Source organism: Micromonospora sp. WMMD723 (genome assembly GCF_049863385.1).
In the GTDB taxonomy this organism is placed as follows: Bacteria; Actinomycetota; Actinomycetes; order Mycobacteriales; family Micromonosporaceae; genus Micromonospora; species Micromonospora wenchangensis.
Genome location: NZ_JBMKNR010000001.1, coordinates 1,765,979 through 1,782,585, shown reverse-complemented (window position 1 = coordinate 1,782,585; position 16,607 = coordinate 1,765,979). Strand labels below are relative to the sequence as shown.

General features: G+C 71.3%; 13 protein-coding genes. 8 read left to right on the top strand and 5 right to left on the bottom strand.

The features are described from left to right. Positions 1-89: 89 nt before the first annotated feature. The 3 genes from ACN261_RS07980 to ACN261_RS07970 form a co-directional block, all read right to left on the bottom strand. On the bottom strand, positions 90-2,600 hold the full coding sequence (locus ACN261_RS07980; RefSeq protein WP_425849257.1) for an ABC transporter permease: 2,511 nt from the start codon (positions 2,598-2,600) through the stop codon (positions 90-92). 3 nt (positions 2,601-2,603) lie between these two features. Further along, positions 2,604-3,407, bottom strand: a complete 804-nt coding sequence (locus tag ACN261_RS07975) for an ABC transporter ATP-binding protein (RefSeq protein WP_421486948.1) — start codon at positions 3,405-3,407, stop codon at positions 2,604-2,606. Between the two features lie 370 nt (positions 3,408-3,777). Then, complete coding sequence (locus ACN261_RS07970) at positions 3,778-4,506, bottom strand: TetR/AcrR family transcriptional regulator (protein WP_425849255.1); 729 nt, start codon at positions 4,504-4,506, stop codon at positions 3,778-3,780. 74 nt (positions 4,507-4,580) lie between these two features. Between ACN261_RS07970 and ACN261_RS07965 the strand changes: the two genes are divergently transcribed. Beyond that, a complete protein-coding gene (locus tag ACN261_RS07965; RefSeq protein ID WP_421484659.1) occupies positions 4,581-6,059 on the top strand; it encodes an MFS transporter in 1,479 nt (492 codons plus the stop codon). Positions 6,060-6,202: 143 nt separating this feature from the next. On the opposite strand, the gene ACN261_RS07960 is transcribed toward ACN261_RS07965, so the two are convergent. Continuing rightward, the gene (locus ACN261_RS07960) at positions 6,203-6,796 is read right to left on the bottom strand and encodes a TetR/AcrR family transcriptional regulator (RefSeq protein WP_425849253.1); all 594 of its coding nucleotides are present in this window, start codon (positions 6,794-6,796) and stop codon (positions 6,203-6,205) included. A gap of 262 nt (positions 6,797-7,058) precedes the next feature. On the opposite strand from ACN261_RS07960, the gene ACN261_RS07955 reads away from it, so the two are divergent. Then, on the top strand, positions 7,059-8,684 hold the full coding sequence (locus tag ACN261_RS07955; RefSeq protein WP_421484657.1) for an ABC-F family ATP-binding cassette domain-containing protein: 1,626 nt from the start codon (positions 7,059-7,061) through the stop codon (positions 8,682-8,684). A gap of 1 nt (position 8,685) precedes the next feature. Here the strand turns inward: ACN261_RS07955 and ACN261_RS07950 are convergent, their stop codons facing one another. Then, on the bottom strand, positions 8,686-9,792 hold the full coding sequence (locus tag ACN261_RS07950) for a VOC family protein (protein WP_421484656.1): 1,107 nt from the start codon (positions 9,790-9,792) through the stop codon (positions 8,686-8,688). A gap of 249 nt (positions 9,793-10,041) precedes the next feature. On the opposite strand from ACN261_RS07950, the gene ACN261_RS07945 reads away from it, so the two are divergent. From ACN261_RS07945 to ACN261_RS07920, 6 genes are all read left to right on the top strand, one after another. Next, positions 10,042-11,271 (top strand): sedoheptulose 7-phosphate cyclase, encoded by a 1,230-nt coding sequence (locus ACN261_RS07945; RefSeq protein WP_421484655.1) that lies wholly within the window; start codon positions 10,042-10,044, stop codon positions 11,269-11,271. After that, positions 11,268-12,323, top strand: coding sequence for an ROK family protein (locus tag ACN261_RS07940; RefSeq protein WP_421484654.1), 1,056 nt, complete (start codon positions 11,268-11,270; stop codon positions 12,321-12,323). Before ACN261_RS07945 ends, ACN261_RS07940 begins: the two co-directional genes overlap by 4 nt. Beyond that, on the top strand, positions 12,323-13,228 hold the full coding sequence (locus ACN261_RS07935; protein ID WP_425849249.1) for an SDR family oxidoreductase: 906 nt from the start codon (positions 12,323-12,325) through the stop codon (positions 13,226-13,228). Before ACN261_RS07940 ends, ACN261_RS07935 begins: the two co-directional genes overlap by 1 nt. A gap of 87 nt (positions 13,229-13,315) precedes the next feature. Beyond that, positions 13,316-13,867, top strand: a complete 552-nt coding sequence (locus ACN261_RS07930) for an NUDIX domain-containing protein (RefSeq protein WP_425849247.1) — start codon at positions 13,316-13,318, stop codon at positions 13,865-13,867. A 558-nt stretch (positions 13,868-14,425) separates the two neighbouring features. Beyond that, positions 14,426-15,130 carry a response regulator transcription factor gene (locus ACN261_RS07925; RefSeq protein WP_421484651.1) on the top strand — a complete coding sequence of 235 codons (705 nt, stop codon included), beginning with the start codon at positions 14,426-14,428 and terminating at the stop codon, positions 15,128-15,130. A 161-nt stretch (positions 15,131-15,291) separates the two neighbouring features. Beyond that, entirely contained in the window at positions 15,292-16,599 is a 1,308-nt protein-coding gene (locus ACN261_RS07920; protein WP_421484650.1) for a glycosyltransferase, read from the top strand. Positions 16,600-16,607 lie beyond the last annotated feature (8 nt).

Below are 16,607 nucleotides of genomic sequence, written 5' to 3'. Positions count from 1 at the left end.
TCAGCAGGCTGTGCTGTCACACGGACGTCGACGGGCGGGCCCGCGATGCGGGCCCGCCCGTCGAGCGTGTGCGGCCGATCCTTGGCTGGTTACTCCTTGATGCCGATGCCGGCGACCGGCGGGACGCGGAGCAGCCGGGCAACCGGCAGGATCGTGGTGAACAGCGCCAGCAGCGTCGTGCCGCCGATGATGGACACCCATCCCAGCGGTGGTACGTAGGGCACCAGCTGGCCGGTGAGCGTGTGCACGATCGACACCAGGGTGACGGCGGCGATGGCTCCGCCGATGAGCAGCGAGACGCCGAGCAGGCCGGTCTGCTCCGCGTGGACCATTCGCTTGACCTGCTTGCCGGTGACCCCGACCAGGCGCAGCAGGGCCAGCTCACGGCCCCGGGCGAGGGCGGCCATGACCATGGTGTTCGCCGCGGCGAGAGCGGCGTAGCCGACCATGATGCCGATCAGGAGCTTGTTGAGCCAGGCGCTCAGCGCGAGGTCGTCGGCGAGCTGACCGCTGACGTCGGCCGTGGTCGTCACCGAGCTGCCGGGGTACTGGTCGATGACCTCGCCCAGCGCGGCGGAGACATCCCTGCCGGGCTCGGTGCGTACCAGGATCCGCTCGTAGCCGGCGACGGCGGTGTGCCCGGCGACGACGTCCTTGACGACGGTGACGTCGCCGAACGCGAAGCCCCGGTCGTAGATCGCCACGACGCGCAGGTCGGCGGGTGTGCCGTCGCCGAGCCGCACCGTGACCTGGTCGCCCACCCGCCAGCCCCGCGACCCGGCCTGCAGGGTCGACGCTGCCATGGCCGACCCGTGCAGGTCCGTCAGGCTCCCGCTGCGGACCTTGAGGTCCATGGTGAGGTCGACGCCCTCCGGGTCGATCGCCTGCGCGTCCGCGCCCTCGGCGGCTCCGTCCGGGATGATCGAGGTGTTCCGTACGCCGGTGGCCGCGAGCACGCCGGGGATGTCGCGGATCTGCGCCAGCATGGTGTCGGGCAGCCCGGTGGCGGAAACCACGGTCTGCTGGGCCAGCATCCCACCACGGTTCTCGGCGACGATCTGCTTGTCCAGGTTGTCCTGGAGGAACCAGATCGAGCCACCGAAGCCGACGGACAGCACCAGTGCGGTCAGCACCGTGACCATGCCCTGGGCGTTGGCCCGCAGATTCGCCGCGGCGAGGTAGCCGCTGTCGCCCCACACCCGCCGCAGCACCGGGGCGAGCAGACGGGCCGCCGCCCGGTTGACCCACGGCCCGAGCAGAGCGACCGCGAGGACGAGCAGGCACAGCAGGCCCATCGCGGGCCCGAGGGCGGCGGTCCCCTTCGCCGCGCCGGTGAGGGCGATCAGGATGAAGCCGCCGGCCAGGGCGGCGAAGCCGAAGATCAGGCGAAGGACACCGTTACGGCCGGATTCCACGGCGATCTCACCGAGCGCCTCCGTCGGGCGGATCCGCACCGTCCGACGCGCCGCGAGCAACGCGGCACCGGTCGCCACCGTGACCGTCGCCACCGCCACCGCGATCGCCGCCCAGCCGCCGCCGCGAACCGGGAAGGTGTCCGGGATGAACGCCCGGTCCACCAGCTCCTGGTGCAGCCAGCGGCTGGCGAGCCAACCAACTGGCACACCGATGACGACCGACAACAGGCTGAGCAGTCCCACCTCGGCGAGGACCAGGCGGGCGACCTGGCCGGGGGTGGCGGCGACGGCGCGCAGCAGGGCGAGGTCACGGCGGCGGTGCCGGACCGCGAGACCGATGGTGCCCGCCACCACGAACATGACCAGCAGCGCCACGTAGCCGCCGAACACGCTGCCCAGTTGGACCAGCATGAGGGAGGCCGCCTGGTCCGCGGACTGTTCCAGCAGGCCCCGCTCGTCGCCGGCGTAGGCCTTGACGCCGGCCTCGGCGGCCAGCCGGCGCACGTCGGCCACCACGGCCGGGGCGGCACCGGGTTCGGCCAGGACGGCCACCGCGTCGACCTGTCCCAGCCGGGGGTGGATGACCGCCGCGTGCGCGTCGGTGAAGAACACCGCGGGTGGTGCGTGCGGGTCGGGCCGGGGACCCGCGTGGCGGACGAAACCGCTGACCCGGTACGTCCGTGCGCTGCCGTTCACCAGGACCGGCACCTCGTCGCCGGGAGCGACCGAGGCGGCCAGCCGTTCGTCCAGCGCGACCTCGGTGTCGCGGGTGGGTCGGGCTCCCTTGGTCAACTGGTACGGGGTGATGGCGGTGCTGCTCCAGCCGTGGCCGGTGGCGGCGCCGTTCGGCAGGATCGCCGGCACCGTCCGGTCGGCGACGACGGTGGCCACCCCCGGCAGTTGCCGGATCCGGTCGACCATCGAGGCCGGGACGGTTCCGCCCTCGGGCAGCACGACGGTGTTCGTTTCCTTCTCGCCCAGCGTGGTGGAGGTGAGGGTGATGTCGCGGTTGGCGACGACGACGTCGGCGGCCGCGTAACGCTGGGGGGCGGCGGTGAAGCGCAGGCCGGACTCCACGAGGACGCCCAGCGACATCAGAATCAGCACTCCGGCGGTCATCGCCACGAGGGTGGCGACCGCGCTGCCCTTGCGGTGACGCAGCATCTGTCCGGCCAGTTTCAGCACGGGTCAGCCCTCCCGCGTCAGCTGCGGGCGACGACCGAGCGTCGCGAGGTGCTCGGCGATCCGCGCCGCGCCCGGCTGCGGCATGTCCTGCACGATGCGCCCGTCGGCCAGCACCATCACCCGGTCGGCGTAGGACGCCGCCACCGGGTCGTGCGTCACCATGATGACCGTCTGTCCCGCCTCGTCCACCACCGAGCGCAGCAGGGCCAGCACCTCGCCGGCGGTCTGGGTGTCCAGCGCGCCGGTCGGCTCGTCACAGAAGATGACCTCCGGTCGGGTGGCCAGTGCCCGGGCGATCGCGACGCGTTGCTGCTGCCCGCCGGACAGTTCCGAAGGGCGGTGGGACAACCGCTCGGTGAGCCCGACCCGCTCGACGATCTGCTGAATCCAGAGGGGATCCGCCCGCTTTCCGGACAACCGCATCGGCAGCGTGATGTTCTCCTGCACCGTCAATGCCCCGACGAGGTTGAACGCCTGAAACACGAACCCGATCTCCGACCGCCGCAGCTTGGTCAGCTTCGTCTCCGACAGCTTCGACAGTTCCGTGTCGCCGACCCACACCAGGCCGCTGGTCGGACGGTCCAGCCCCGCCGCGGTCTGCAACAACGTGCTCTTGCCCGAGCCGGACGGGCCCATCACCGCGGTGAACGTCCCCCGCTGGAAGGTCGCGTCGACACCGGCGAGCGCGGTTACCGCGTGCCGATCCCCGCCATAGACCTTGCGCAATTGCTGGACCCGCACCGCCGCCACTGGCGTCGCCCTGTCCACCGTCGGCACGAAATCGAGTCGTGCATTATTGACCGCCATCGCCGGACTCCCATTTTTCGTTGATTTCTTCCGCGCCAAGAAACCATATTTTTGCCGGTCGCCGGCAGCAATCCAGGTGGCGGGCCGATCGAGGTAGCGCTGGCTGTACCGTCAGGCCTGCGCCACCGGCTGGTGGGGGCGGCGCGCCCTGCCGCACCCGGCGACGTCGTGACCCCCTGCGGTAGCTTCGTCTCGAAGGGCCGACCGCCGGCCTTCGATCCGTTCCTTCACCAGCAGCGGGATGGCGTGGAGTGCGGCGTGGCCGCCAGGCCCGGACACGGTCGTGCGATCCGTGCCGCCAGCTCGCTGATCATCAGTCGCGCAGGTACGGGCGGAACGGTCCGGTGGACGTCACGGGCCGCGCTGAAGGTCAGACGGGGTCGCTCGCCGGGGCGGCGAGGATGACGTCGATGCCGCGCACGAACAGGTCCTCGTCGACCCACCGGCTCTCGTCGAGATGCCCGGAGGCGGCGAGCGTGGGATATCGGGCCGGGTTGCTCGTGATGTGCCGTCGGGCCCCGGCCCGCGCCCCCGGGTCGTCGATCTGCCGCCAGGTGGCATCGGTCAGCGCCGCACCGATCACGAAGTTGGCGAGCATCCGGGTGACCACTGCCAGCCGGACGCCGGTCAGCCCGCCGCGGACGAGGGTCGACTGCAGAAACTCGGTGCAGGACAGCACGTTGGGGCCCAGCATCGGCCGCCCGATGAGGCTCGCGGCCCAGGGGTGGCGGAGCAGCACCGTACGCCATGTGGAGGTCAGCATCCGGATGTCGTCCCGCCACTCGCCCCGGGCGGTCGGGAGCGGCACCTCGCCGAAGATCTGATCGAGGGCCAGGTCGAGGACGTCGTCCTTCGTCTTGACGTGCCAGTAGAGCGCGGTCGGCGTGACCACGAGGCGCTCGGCGAGGCGTCGCATCGTCAGGCCGCCGATGCCGTGCTCGTCGAGCAGGGCCACCGCCGCCTCGACGATGCGCTCCCGGGTCAGGGGAGCCGCCCGGCGCGTACGGTCCGGGTCCTCCCTGAGCCAGACCGCCCCGGCGCCGCCGTCCCGTCGGTCGGCCGGCCGCGCCGGCGTTTCGTCTGGTCCAGTCGTCGCCACGTCCACCACCCTAGTATGGTTCGCCGGCAAGTTAACGATGGTAAGTTGACTTTCCAATGTTCAGGAGGCGTGTGGTGGCAGCAGGTCGACACTGGTGGGTCCTCGCCACGGCGGGGCTGGCCCAACTGATGGTGGTGCTGGATTCGACGGTGGTGACCATTGCGTTGCCCTCGGTCCAGCAGGAACTCGGCATGAGCGACGCGTCCCGCAGTTGGGTGGTGTCGGCCTACGCCCTGGCGTTCGGGGGCCTGCTGCTGCTCGGCGGTCGGCTCAGTGACACTCTGGGCCCGAAACGCGCGTTCGGGTACGGCCTGCTCGGCTTCGCGCTGGCGTCCGCGCTCGCCGGCCTGACCCCGACCGCGGAGCTGCTGTTCGCCGGTCGGGTCGCGCAGGGCGTGTTCGCCGCCCTGCTCGCGCCCGCCGCCCTGGCGATCATCACGGGAACGTTCACCACGCCTCGGGAACGGGGTATCGCCTTCGGCGTCTACGGCGCGCTCACCGGGGCGGGGGCGGTGCTGGGACTCCTGCTGGGTGGGGCGCTCACCCAGTACCTGACCTGGCGCTGGTGCCTGCTGATCAATGTGCCCATCACCGTTCTCGCCCTGATCGGCGTCCGGACCGTGATCGACGGTCGGCCCGCCCGCCGGGTGCGACTCGATCTCCTGGGGGTGGGCACCAGCGTGGCCGGCATGACCTCCCTGGTGTTCGCGTTCGCCCGGGTCGCCGACAGCGGCTGGGGTGACCCGGTCGTGATCACGCTGCTGGCCGTCGGGGTGCTGATGCTGCTGCTGTTCACGGTCGCCCAACGGACCGTGGCGCAGCCCCTGCTGCCGCTCGGGGTGCTCCTCGACCGCACCCGGGGAGGGGGCCTGCTCGCGATCGGCCTGCCGCAGTTGGCGCTGTTCGGGTTCTTCCTCGTCCTGACGTACTGGTTCCAGCAGATCCTCGGCTACGCGCCGATCCGCGCCGCTCTGGCGTTCCTCCCCCTGGCGCTGGCGATCGCCATCGGTTCGACGCTGATCGCCGGCCTGCTCGCGCCCCGGCTCGCGGCGCGGAGCCTGATCGTTCCCGCGCTCCTCGTGATGGCTGCGGGGATGGCGTTGCTGATCGGGCTCGAGCCGGGCGTCCCGGGGCTCTATCTCACCCGCTTCCTGCCCGCCGAGATCCTCATCGGGTTGGGCCTCGGCTGCGCGATCACCCCTGCGGTCTCCGCCGCGACCAGCGGGGTGAGCGGCGACGACACCGGCGCGGCGTCGGCCGCCGTGAACGCCGTGACGCAGCTCGGAGGGTCGATCGGCACCGCGCTGCTCAACACCGTCGCCGCCACCGCCACCGCCGCCGCGCTCCGGGCGGCCCCGGGCGGGGCGGCCACCGACGCCGTCGTCGCGGGGTTCGACGCCGCCCTGGTGACCGCCGTGGCGCTGCTCGTGCTCGCGGCCATGGCCGTCGCCCTGGTGATGCCCCGCCGCCCCGCGCCACGGGTGGCCCCGGCCGGGCGGGAGACGCCCGTCGTTCCGCTGGTCGGGAACGACGCCACCGACCGGCTGGCCTGACCGGGATGAACGTCTGCGGCGAGCGGGGGAGCGGCGTCTCGGCCCTGCCGTCGGCGCGGCGGCCCGGCCTCGACGGGCACCGGCGGCCGGCGGCGGTCCGGGTGGCCGGGCGGTACCGGGCCCGGCGATCGGCGGGAGGGCCGTCAGGGCTTGGCAGCCGCGATCCCGTCGAGGATGTACGTCACGCCGCGCCGGAAGTTGGCGTCCCAGTCGTCCTGGACCATGTAGCCGCGCGCGTTGAGCACCGGGTACCTGTCGCGTTGCCGGTGCAGGTGCTGGTTGGCGGTCGCGTAGGTGTCGCTGCCGTCGCGGCTCTGCCACGCGGTCTGGGTCAGCGCGGCGCCGATGACGTAGTTGGCGAGGGCGTACGCGGCCGAGGTCATGTGCGGCGGGGTGAAGCCGGCGTCGGCCAGTACGGCGTGCAGGAACTCGGTACGGGCCAGCACGTTGGGGCCGAGCATCGGACGACCCAGCAACGCCGCCGACCAGGGGTGCCGCAACATGGCGGCCCGCCAGCCGTCCAGCAGCGCGGTGATCGTCCCCCGCCAGTCGGACGGGTCCTTCCGGGGCAGCTCGACCTCGGCGAAGAGCTGGTCGAGGACCAGATCGAGGACGTCGTTCTTGGTGTCGACGTGCCAGTACAGCGTGGTGGAGCCGGTGCCCAACCGCTCCGCCAGCCGCCGCATGGTGAGCCGCTCGACGCCCTCCTCGTCGAGCAGTTCCAGCGCCGTCTTCACGATGCGCTCCCGGGACAGCGGCGGGGACTCCCTGGTGATCCGGCGGGTCCTGAACCAGACGTCCCCCGCCTGCCCTTCCGCGGCGCGGGTGCGTGTCCGGGCTGGTGGTGATTCCGCCGGACCGGGGCCCGGGCGGGACCGTCGCTCCGGGGCGGTGTCGTCTGGCATGGCGGCAGTTTAGTATCTACTCCTATGGAACAACGAGCGTTCACCGGACCAATGTTCCATTGACGATCGCCGACGGATGCGAGTGGGGGCGGCAGTGAGCTACATCGACGTGAGCCACTTGACATACGTCCTGCCGGACAGTCGGCTGCTCCTCAACGACGTGTCGTTCCGGGTCGGCGACGGGGCCAGGGCGGCCCTCGTCGGCCCGAACGGGGCGGGTAAGACGACACTGGTACGACTGATCGCCGGTGACCTCGTGCCGGCGGACGGCCGGGTGACCCAGGTCGGCGGGCTCGGCGTCATGCGGCAGTTCATCGGTGACATCCGGGACGACCAGACGGTGCACGACCTGCTGTTGTCGGTTGCACCGGAGCCCGTCCGGGCAGCCACCGCGCAGCTGCGTCAGGCGGAGGCCGCCATGGCGGCACACGATGACGAGGCGTCCCAGATGCGCTACGCCGAGGCGATGGCCGACTTCACCGACGTCGGCGGCTACGACATGGAGGTCGTCTGGGACGCCGTGGCCATGCTCGCCCTCGGCTCGACCTACGACGCGGTACGGGACCGCCCGGTCACCACCCTCTCCGGAGGGGAACAGAAACGTCTCGTCCTGGAGGCGCTGCTGCGCGGCCCCGATCGCGTGCTGCTGCTCGACGAGCCCGACAACTACCTGGACGTGGCGGGTAAGACCTGGCTCGGTGAGCAGTTGCGGGCCACCTCCAAGACGGTGCTGCTGGTCTCGCACGACCGGCAGCTCATCGCCGACGTCGCCGACCGGATCATCACGGTGGAGGCGCGTTCGGTCTGGGTGCACGGCGGTGGGTTCGCCACCTACGCACAGGCACGCCAGGAGCGACGGGACCGGATCGCGGAACGGCGGAAGCGCTGGGAGGAGGAGCACGCGCGGCTGCGGCACCTCGTGCACACGTTGCGGCAGAGCGCGACCAACAGCGACGCCATGGCGTCGCCCTACCGCGCGGCGCAGACCCGACTCCGCCGGTTCGAGGAGGCCGGGCCACCGGAGCGGCCGGTGAAGGAGCAGAAGGTCCGCATCCGGCTGCGGGGTGGTCGCACGGGCAAGCGCGCCGTGGTGTGTGAAGGGTTGGAACTCGTCGGCCTGATGCGCCCCTTCGACACCGAGATCTGGTACGGCGAACGGGTCGCCGTACTCGGGTCGAACGGGTCGGGCAAGTCCACCTTCCTGCGGTTGCTGGCCGAACTGGGCACCGACGAGACGCCGACGGTGCGGCACACCGGTGCGGTGACGTTGGGTTCCCGGGTCATGCCGGGCCACTTCGTACAGACCCACACCCGGCCGGAGCTGCACGGTCGTACCGCCGTGGAGATCGTCATGGCCGCGAGCCCGCAGACGCTCAACGACGCGATGTCGGCGTTGTCCCGCTACGAACTGGCACCCTCGGGCAACCAACTGTTCGAGACCCTGTCCGGCGGGCAGCAGGCCCGGTTGCAGATCCTGCTGCTCGAACTGTCGGGCGCGAACCTCCTGCTGCTCGACGAACCCACCGACAATCTCGACCTCGCCAGCGCCGAGGCACTCCAGGAGGGGTTGGCCGGCTTCTCCGGTACGGTCCTCGCGGTGACCCATGATCGGTGGTTCGCCGCCGACTTCGACCGGTTCCTGGTCTTCGGTGCCGACGGCCGCATCTACGAGAGCACGGAACCCGTCTGGCACGAGGGCAGGGTCGAACGGGTCCGCTAGCTCACCGCGAGAACCACGTGACGTCGTTCGCCGCCCGGCGACGCGCCGAAGTCTCCCGCTCGTACGGCAACGCGCCGTCCGGCATGTTGACGATCTCGACGTGCAGGCCGACCGGGGTACGGAGATAGACCCACCGGTCGCCGGCGATGGGCCCGGAGGTGATGGTCTCCGGCGCGCCGAGCGCCGTGCAGCCACCTGCCCCGACCAGGTACGCCACGGCGGCGTCCACGTCGTCCACGGCGATGGCCAGGTGCCGGCCGCCGACGTCGCTGTTGCGCGGGGGCCCGGTGTGCGCGTCGGCCACCTCGAACTGCCACAGTTCGAGATTGTCGGTGGGGCCGAGGCGGAGGGCGGCACGGTCGACCCGCCCGGCGGCGGGCAGGCCGAGTGACGACGCCGAGCCGTCGCCGTCGAGCTCCCGCCAGCCGGTGCGGTGCAGCAGTTCGGCACCGACCACCCCGACGTAGAACTCCAGCGCCCGGTCCAGGTCGGCGACGGTGTGACCGATGTGGTCCACCCCGCGCAACCCGGGAACGGGCGTGGCGGAGTTCCCCGTCACCCGCCCCGTGGTCCACCGGGGACAGGGGCCGAACCGCCGGGCCGAACCCGTCCGGGTGTAGGGCAGGTCGGCAGGGGTGTGTCGCAGTTCCAGTTGCATGCCGCAGCTCGACCGGACGCGGGCCCAGGTGGTGCCGGCGTCCGGCTCGTCCGCCGGCACGGTCCAGCTCCGACCGACCCGCCGGAAGCCCTGGCCGGTCAGGTGTGCCACGGCCGCCTCGACGTCGTCGACCCACAGCCCGAGGTGCTGGTGTCCGACGTCGACCGGGCGGGGCGGCTCGGTAACCTGCCCGGGGGCCCGGTACTCGAACAGCTCCACGTTCGTCACCGGCCCGAGCCGTACGACGGCGATGGTGGCGACGGCCCGGGGGTGGACGTCGAGCCGGCGCGTCATCCAGTCGTCCGCGTGTGCCAGCGGAGGCAGCCGGTACACCAGGTCGCCGCCGAGCACCTCAACGAGGACGCGTACCGCCTCGTCGAGGTCGGGGACCGTGACCGCGACGTGGTCGAGCCGCCGCGCCGTCGGGATGCCTGCTCCGGTCGCGCGCATGGGTCCTCCTCGGTCGACGTCCGGAGACCCAGCCTGTGCACCGTGGGTATGACGTGGCTCGATCCGGGCTTGAGGCCGACCGCCACCGGCCGGGGGCGAGCCGCACGTGCCAGGACTTCGAGCAGGGTTCGAGGAGGCATCTTCAGGCTGAGGTCCAAAGTGATGCCGCTGGGGCAGGGGCGGTCCAACTGCCGAGGGGATGGAGCAGCAGAAGATGTGCACACAGATCCAGCGTGTGGAGAACGGGCTATGACGATCGGTGTCCCCATCCCGCAGCAGCAGACCTCTGGGCTGAGCCGGACCGGCGATCCGTGGCGGAGCACCTGGCGCCTGACGGCCAGCAAGCCGGTGAGCTACGACGTGATACTCGGTACCGGCGTACTCGACGTGGGCAACCCCACCCTGGCCAGGGCCGGTGCGCCCGGCTCCACGTCCACCGGCTCCCGCCGGCTCGTCGTGATGGAGCGCCGGGTGCAGGAGCTCTACGGCGAGGCGGTGTCCAGGTATTTCGAGGCACACGGGGTCGAGTCCCAGACGTGCCTGCTCGACGGCGGTGAGAAGACGAAGTCCCTCGACGCGGCGCTCATGATCACCGCGGCGATGGACCGTTTCGGCATCAGCCGCCGCTCCGAACCGGTGATCGCCATCGGCGGAGGGGTGCTGACCGACATCGTCGGTTTCGCCGCGAGCCTGTACCGGCGGTCGACCCCGTACGTCCGCGTGCCGACCACGCTGATCGGCATGGTCGACGCGGCGATCGGTGCGAAGACCGGCGTCAACCACGACGGTCACAAGAACCGGCTCGGCACCTACCATCCCGCCGTCGTCACCCTGATCGACTGGATGTTCCTGCGTACGCTCGACCGCCGGCACGTCGTCAACGGGCTCGCCGAGGTGCTCAAGCTGGCGATGGTCAGCGACTCGATGCTCTTCGAACTGCTGGCCCGGCACGGTTGCCGGCTGATCGAGCAGCGGCTCCAACCAGCCTTCGGCGTCGAGTACGGCGATGTCGGGGTGGCGGTGCTGTGCCGCGCGGTCCACGGGATGCTGGCCGAGCTGCAACCGAACCTGTGGGAGAGCCGGCTGCGTCGGCGGGTCGACTACGGCCACTCGTTCTCCCCGAGCCTGGAGATGCGGGCGCTGCCGGAGCTCCTGCACGGCGAGGCGGTCGCGATCGACATGGCGCTGTGCACGGTCCTGGCCCGCCGCCGGGGTCTCATCGGCGAATCGGACGAGCGGCGCATCTTCGCCGTCCTGGCCGATCTCGAACTGCCGGTCTGGCATCGGGTGTGCAGATCCGAGTTGATCCTGGCGGCTCTCGCGGAGATGGTCCGGCATCGCGACGGCCGTCAGCGGCTCCCACTGCTGACCGGTATCGGTCAGGTCTGCTTCGTCAACGACGTCACCGAACGGGAGTTGCTGGCAGCGCTGACAGAGCTGCGGCAGCGGGCCACCGTGTCCTCGGAGTGCACGGCATGACCGACTCGCCGCTCGACCGGTCGTTCCTCGTCGCCGACATCGGCGGCACCACGCTTCGTGTCGGGTGGTACCGGGAGCGCGACCGGACGTTGGCCCACGTGCACCGGATTCCGGTCGAGGGCCTCGCCCGGCATCCGGGCGAGCCGGCCCCCGTGCTCCGGCAACGGGTGCTGACCCAGCTTGCGGAGGTGCTCGGGCAGCGCCTGAGCACCCCGTCGGGGGTGGGTGTCTCCTCGGTCGGGTTGGCGTTCGCCGGTCCGTTGAACGCTGACGGGATGGTGCTGGCGGCACCGACGATCTGGGGCGGGGGTGCGGAACGGGTGCCACTCGGCGCCTGGCTGGCGCACCGGCTCGGCGTGCCGGTGCGCGTCCGCAACGACCTGACGGCAGCTGCCTGGCGGTATGCGGGATCCGACCTGTCCCCCGGGGACTTCTGCCTGCTGACGGTGAGTTCGGGCATCGGCAACAAGGTCTTCCGGGACGGGGCCGTGCTGGTCGATCCCAGCGGCACGGGTGGCGAGCTGGGGCACTGGCCGGTGGACCTGTCGCCCGACGGGGCGCGGTGCGACTGCGGCGGGCGCGGTCATCTCGGTGCGGTGTCGTCGGGGCGCGGCATCCTGTCCGCCGTCCGGTCGGCCGGGCAGCGTGACCCTCGGGCGTTCGCGGCCTCGACACTCGGCGCCTCCTGTCCCGGCGGGCCGGGGACCGTGACCAACGAGGATGTCGTACGGGCCGTCCTCGGCCGGGACGCGTTCGCCGTCGCCGTGCTGCGTCGGTCGCTGCGCCACCTCGCCCAGGCGATCGTGGCCGTCCACACCGCGATCGGCATCCGCCGGTACGTGATCATCGGTGGGTTCGCGCAGGCCGTGGGGGATGCGTTCGCGGACCATCTCGTCGAGGAGCTGGTCGGGATGGGGTGTTTCGGACTGACCGAGGAGGAGGTGCGGGCGATGGTGACGATGGGCGTGCCCGACGACGACCACGCGCTGATCGGGATGGGACGGCTGCTGTCGCGTCGTCCGGCCGGCGTGACCACTGCGGCCGGTACGTGATGCGGGTCCTGATCGTCGGCAGTGGCCTGATCGGCCGGCGGATCGCCGCGACTGTCGCCGCCGGGGGCGATGAGCCGGTGCTCGCCTCGCGCAACGGGAACCCCGGTGCGGGGCTGCCGTCGGGGCGGTGGGTGTCGCTGGACATCACCGACCGGTCGCAGTGCGCCGAGGTCGTGGACCGGGTGCGTCCCGAGGCTGTGGTGCTCGTGCACGGCCCGTCGGACGTGACCTGGTGCGAGGAGAACCCCGCCCGGGCGATGCACGACCACACCACGGCCGCCCTCAACCTGGCCGGGTCGGCCGGCACCGCCAAGGTGCTGCTGATCTCCACCGACAACGTCTTCGACGGCGGTGCGGCGTGGAACGACGAATCCGCGACGACCCGTCCGACGAACGCGTACGGGCGGGCCAAGCTCGCGGCGGAACTGGCCCTGCGGGACAGGCTCCCGGACGCCACCGTGCTGCGGGTGAGTCTCGTCTACGGTTGGGAGCCGCCGGGAGCGTCGACCTGGCTGAACTTCTTCGCCGCCTGTGCCCACCGGCTCCGGCGTGGCCTGCCGGTCGAGGCGCCGGGGGACCTGTGGACGACGCCGGTGCTCGTCGACGACGTGGCGGCGGTGACGACCGGCCTCCTCCGCGACCCGGCCGGACGGCTGCTCCACCTCGGTGGCCCGGACCGTGTCTCGCGGGCCGACTGGGCGAGGGTGATCGCGGAGGAGGCGGGGGTCGATCCCGGGCTGGTCAGGTCGGTAGCGCGTGCGCAGAGCCGGTACGCCTGTCGCCCGACGAACTCCTGCCTGAGAAGCGTGGTCCTCGACAGCCTCGCGTGCACCCGCGACATTCCGGTGCGGGGTGTGCGACAGGCGGCCCGCCTCCTCGTCACCTCGGTGGAGCCTGCCTCCTGATACGGTGAAGGGCCCGTTCCGCCCTGCCCGTCCGGCCGGGTAACCGTGACCGGAGGTGGCTCGTTGCGCCGACTCGACACTCGCAGCGTGTACCGCAACGCCTGGATGGACGTGCGCGAGGACCAGGTCGAGTTCCCGGACGGCTCGGTGGGTGTGTACGGCGTCGTCGACAAGCCGGACTGCGCCCTCATCATCCCCGTCGAGGGGGAGGGGTTCCACCTCGTCGAGCAGTACCGCTACCCGGTGGGGGCCCGGCAGTGGGAGTTCCCGCAGGGTTCCTGGGCCTCGGCGACGATGCCGATCGGCGTGGAACGCGGCCGGGACGGGGTGGAGGACGACCCCCTGGCCCTGGCCCATGCCGAGCTCCGGGAGGAGACCGGTTTCCGTGCGGGCCGCTGGACGCTGCTCGGGCGGGTGAACGTCGCGCACGGGTACTCGTCGCAGGGGTGTCGGGTCTTCGTCGCCGACGCTCTGGCCGCCGGTGCGCCCGCCAGGGAGCAGACCGAGCAGGGAATGAGTCAGCGGTGGGTGAGCCGCGACCAGCTCGACGACATGATCCGAGACGGACAGTTCGTGGATTCGCTATCGTTGTCGGCGCTGGCGCTCTTCGACCGGGCGTACTGCCTGCGCCTGTCGTAGCGGACCACGTCCGTCGTCACTGCCGCGATTCCCGCGCGACGGTGCCCGCCTTCGCGCATGCGACCCGTACCCGGCCCGCACCAGCACGATCATCATAAACCACTGTGACGTGTGTCAATGCCTCTTTGTGGTCCACGAGAGAGTCTGCCGCGTCAAGTATTTGGTGTGGGTCGATTCGTAAAAGTTTCACCATCGCCTTGACGGGAGAGTTTTCACGCGGTGTGATGATTCGTGTCGTTTGGGTCACCGGTCAGTGATCAGAACAATGGTCGAGGACTCGACCCTGGGCCTCGGACCACAGTTGGTGCCTGCTCTGACACCGCCGGTCCGCCCGATCCGCGGGCCGCCCTCCCATGGGCGGCCCTGCGGATGCCTCCTGGAAGGGGATGCCGGTCGTGGGCTTCGTGTCGTCGGCGGGATGCCGGCGCGGACGGTTGACGGTAGGCGGGAAGGCTGCCGGTGAAGCGGTCGTACCGAGGTCTACCTTCGGCGACGTACCGCGCTCTGCATCACTCATTGACGGATGCCGGAGGATTGATGTCTACGGGGGATACGCTCTTGCTCAAGGTCATGATCGCAGAGGGTATGCGGCTCGTTCGCGACGCTCTTGCCACCACCCTGACGCTTGAGGACGACATCGACGTCGTGGCGCAGGTTTCCCGGGGGGACGACGTGTTTCCCGTCGCCGCGCGGCTACGCCCCCACGTGTTGGTGCTGGACGGCGACCTGCCGGGGCGGCCGGTGGTCGACGTAATTGCGGATCTTGAGGCGGGGTTGCCCGACTGTCAGACGCTGCTGCTGGCCTCGCAGGGTCGCCCGGATCTCGTGACCCGGGCCATGGCGATGCGGGTCAGGGGACTGCTGCTCAAACAGGCACCCGCGACGATGCTGAGCGAGTCGATCCGCAAGATCGCCGCAGGTGAGCGGGTGATCGACCCCGAACTCGCCCTCCAGGTCATCGTCAACCGCGACAACCCGCTCACCCGTCGCGAGGTCGACGTGCTCCGGCTCGCGGCCGGGGGCGCCGAACCGACGGAGATCGCCAAGCAGCTCAGGCTGCGGGTGGGTACCGTGCGCAACTACCTGTCCAGCATCGTCGTCAAGCTCGGTGCGCGCAACCGCATCGACGCCTTGCGGATCGCCAGTGAGGAGGGCTGGATGAATCCCCAGTGGACGGAAGCGCGGCCCTCCGGTTGGCGGTCGGCCCCCACCACCGGTAGCCCGGCCGCAACGGACGACCAGAGCCGGCGGCCGGCCCGCTGACGGGCGGCGAGGCACGCGCCGCCTGAGCCCGCCGTCGTCACCTGTCCCGCGGCGGGGCGCAGCCGTACAGCGCGAACCGACGAACCAGTCCACCGGCGATTGAGTGCCGGTCGGTACACCTCGATGAACGCGACAACGCGGACGACGAGGGGATGACCGACATGGCGCGAGTCCTGGTAGCCACCACCCCCGGTGACGGGCACGTCAACGGCATGATCCAGGCCGTCCGGGCGCTGGCCCGGGCGGGACACGACGTCCACTGGTACACCGGGCGGGCGTTCGCGGACAAGGTCGAGCGCGCCGGTGCGACGTTCGAGCCGATGCGCCGGGCGTACGACTGGGGTGGCCAGTCCCGCGAGGAGGCGTTCCCGTCACACGCGGGCCTGACCGGCGTGGTCAGCATGGCCGCGGCCTTCCGGGACATCTTCATCGGCACCGCCCACGAGCAGATGCTGGACATCCTCCAACTGATCGACAGGTTCCCGGCGGAAGTCGTGGTGACCGGCGAGACCATGTACGGTGCCGGCTTCGCCGCCGAGCTCCGGAACCTGCCCACCGCCTGGGTCGCCACGTCGGTCTACGTCTTCGGCAGCCGGGACACCGCGCCGCTCGGGCTGGGCCTGCCCCCATCGGCCACGCCGCTGGGCCGACTGCGCAACCGTGCGCTGCGCGCGGTGTCGGGACACCTGCTGCCACCACTACGGGAGATCCGCCACCGGGCGGACCTCGCCCGTCGGCGGGCCGGCCTCACCCCGCTGGACCGCGGCCCCTTCGAGAACATCGTCCGGCACCCGGACCTCTATCTCATGGGCACCGTGCCCTCCTTCGAGTACCCCCGCTCGGACATGCTGCCGCAGACCCACTTCGTGGGACCCTTCACCAGTTCCGCACCCGCCCGGTTCGACGCCCCCGACTGGTGGCCGGAGATGGTCGAGGGGCGCCCCGTCATCCACGTCACCCAGGGCACGGTGGCGCACGACGCGGAGCGCCTGCTTCGGCCCACGATCGAGGGGCTGGCCGAGGAGGACGCGCTGGTGGTCGTCACCACCGGCACCCAGCAGAACGCCGCAGAGCTGGGCAGCCTGCCGGCGAACGTACGGACGGCGCCGTTCATACCGCACAGCGCGCTGCTGCCGCACGTGACGGTCATGGTGACCAACGGCGGCTACGGCGGGGTCAACACCGCCCTGTCGCACGGGGTCCCCCTGGTGGTCGTTCCTGCCAGCGAGGAGAAGCACGAGGTGGCCGCGCGGGTCGAGTGGTCGGGTGTGGGGCTGGCCGTGCGCCGTCGCCGGGCCGGTGCCGACCAGATCGCCGCCGCCGTGCGACGCGTCCTGCGCGAGCCGTCGTACGGCCTGCGCGCACGGCAGTTGCGTGACGAGTACCGCCGGCACGACGCCCCCAGCCGGGCCGTCGAACTCATCACCGGGTTGATCGAGGACCACGCCGCACGTCGCGTCGGTGGTTGACCCGGCGC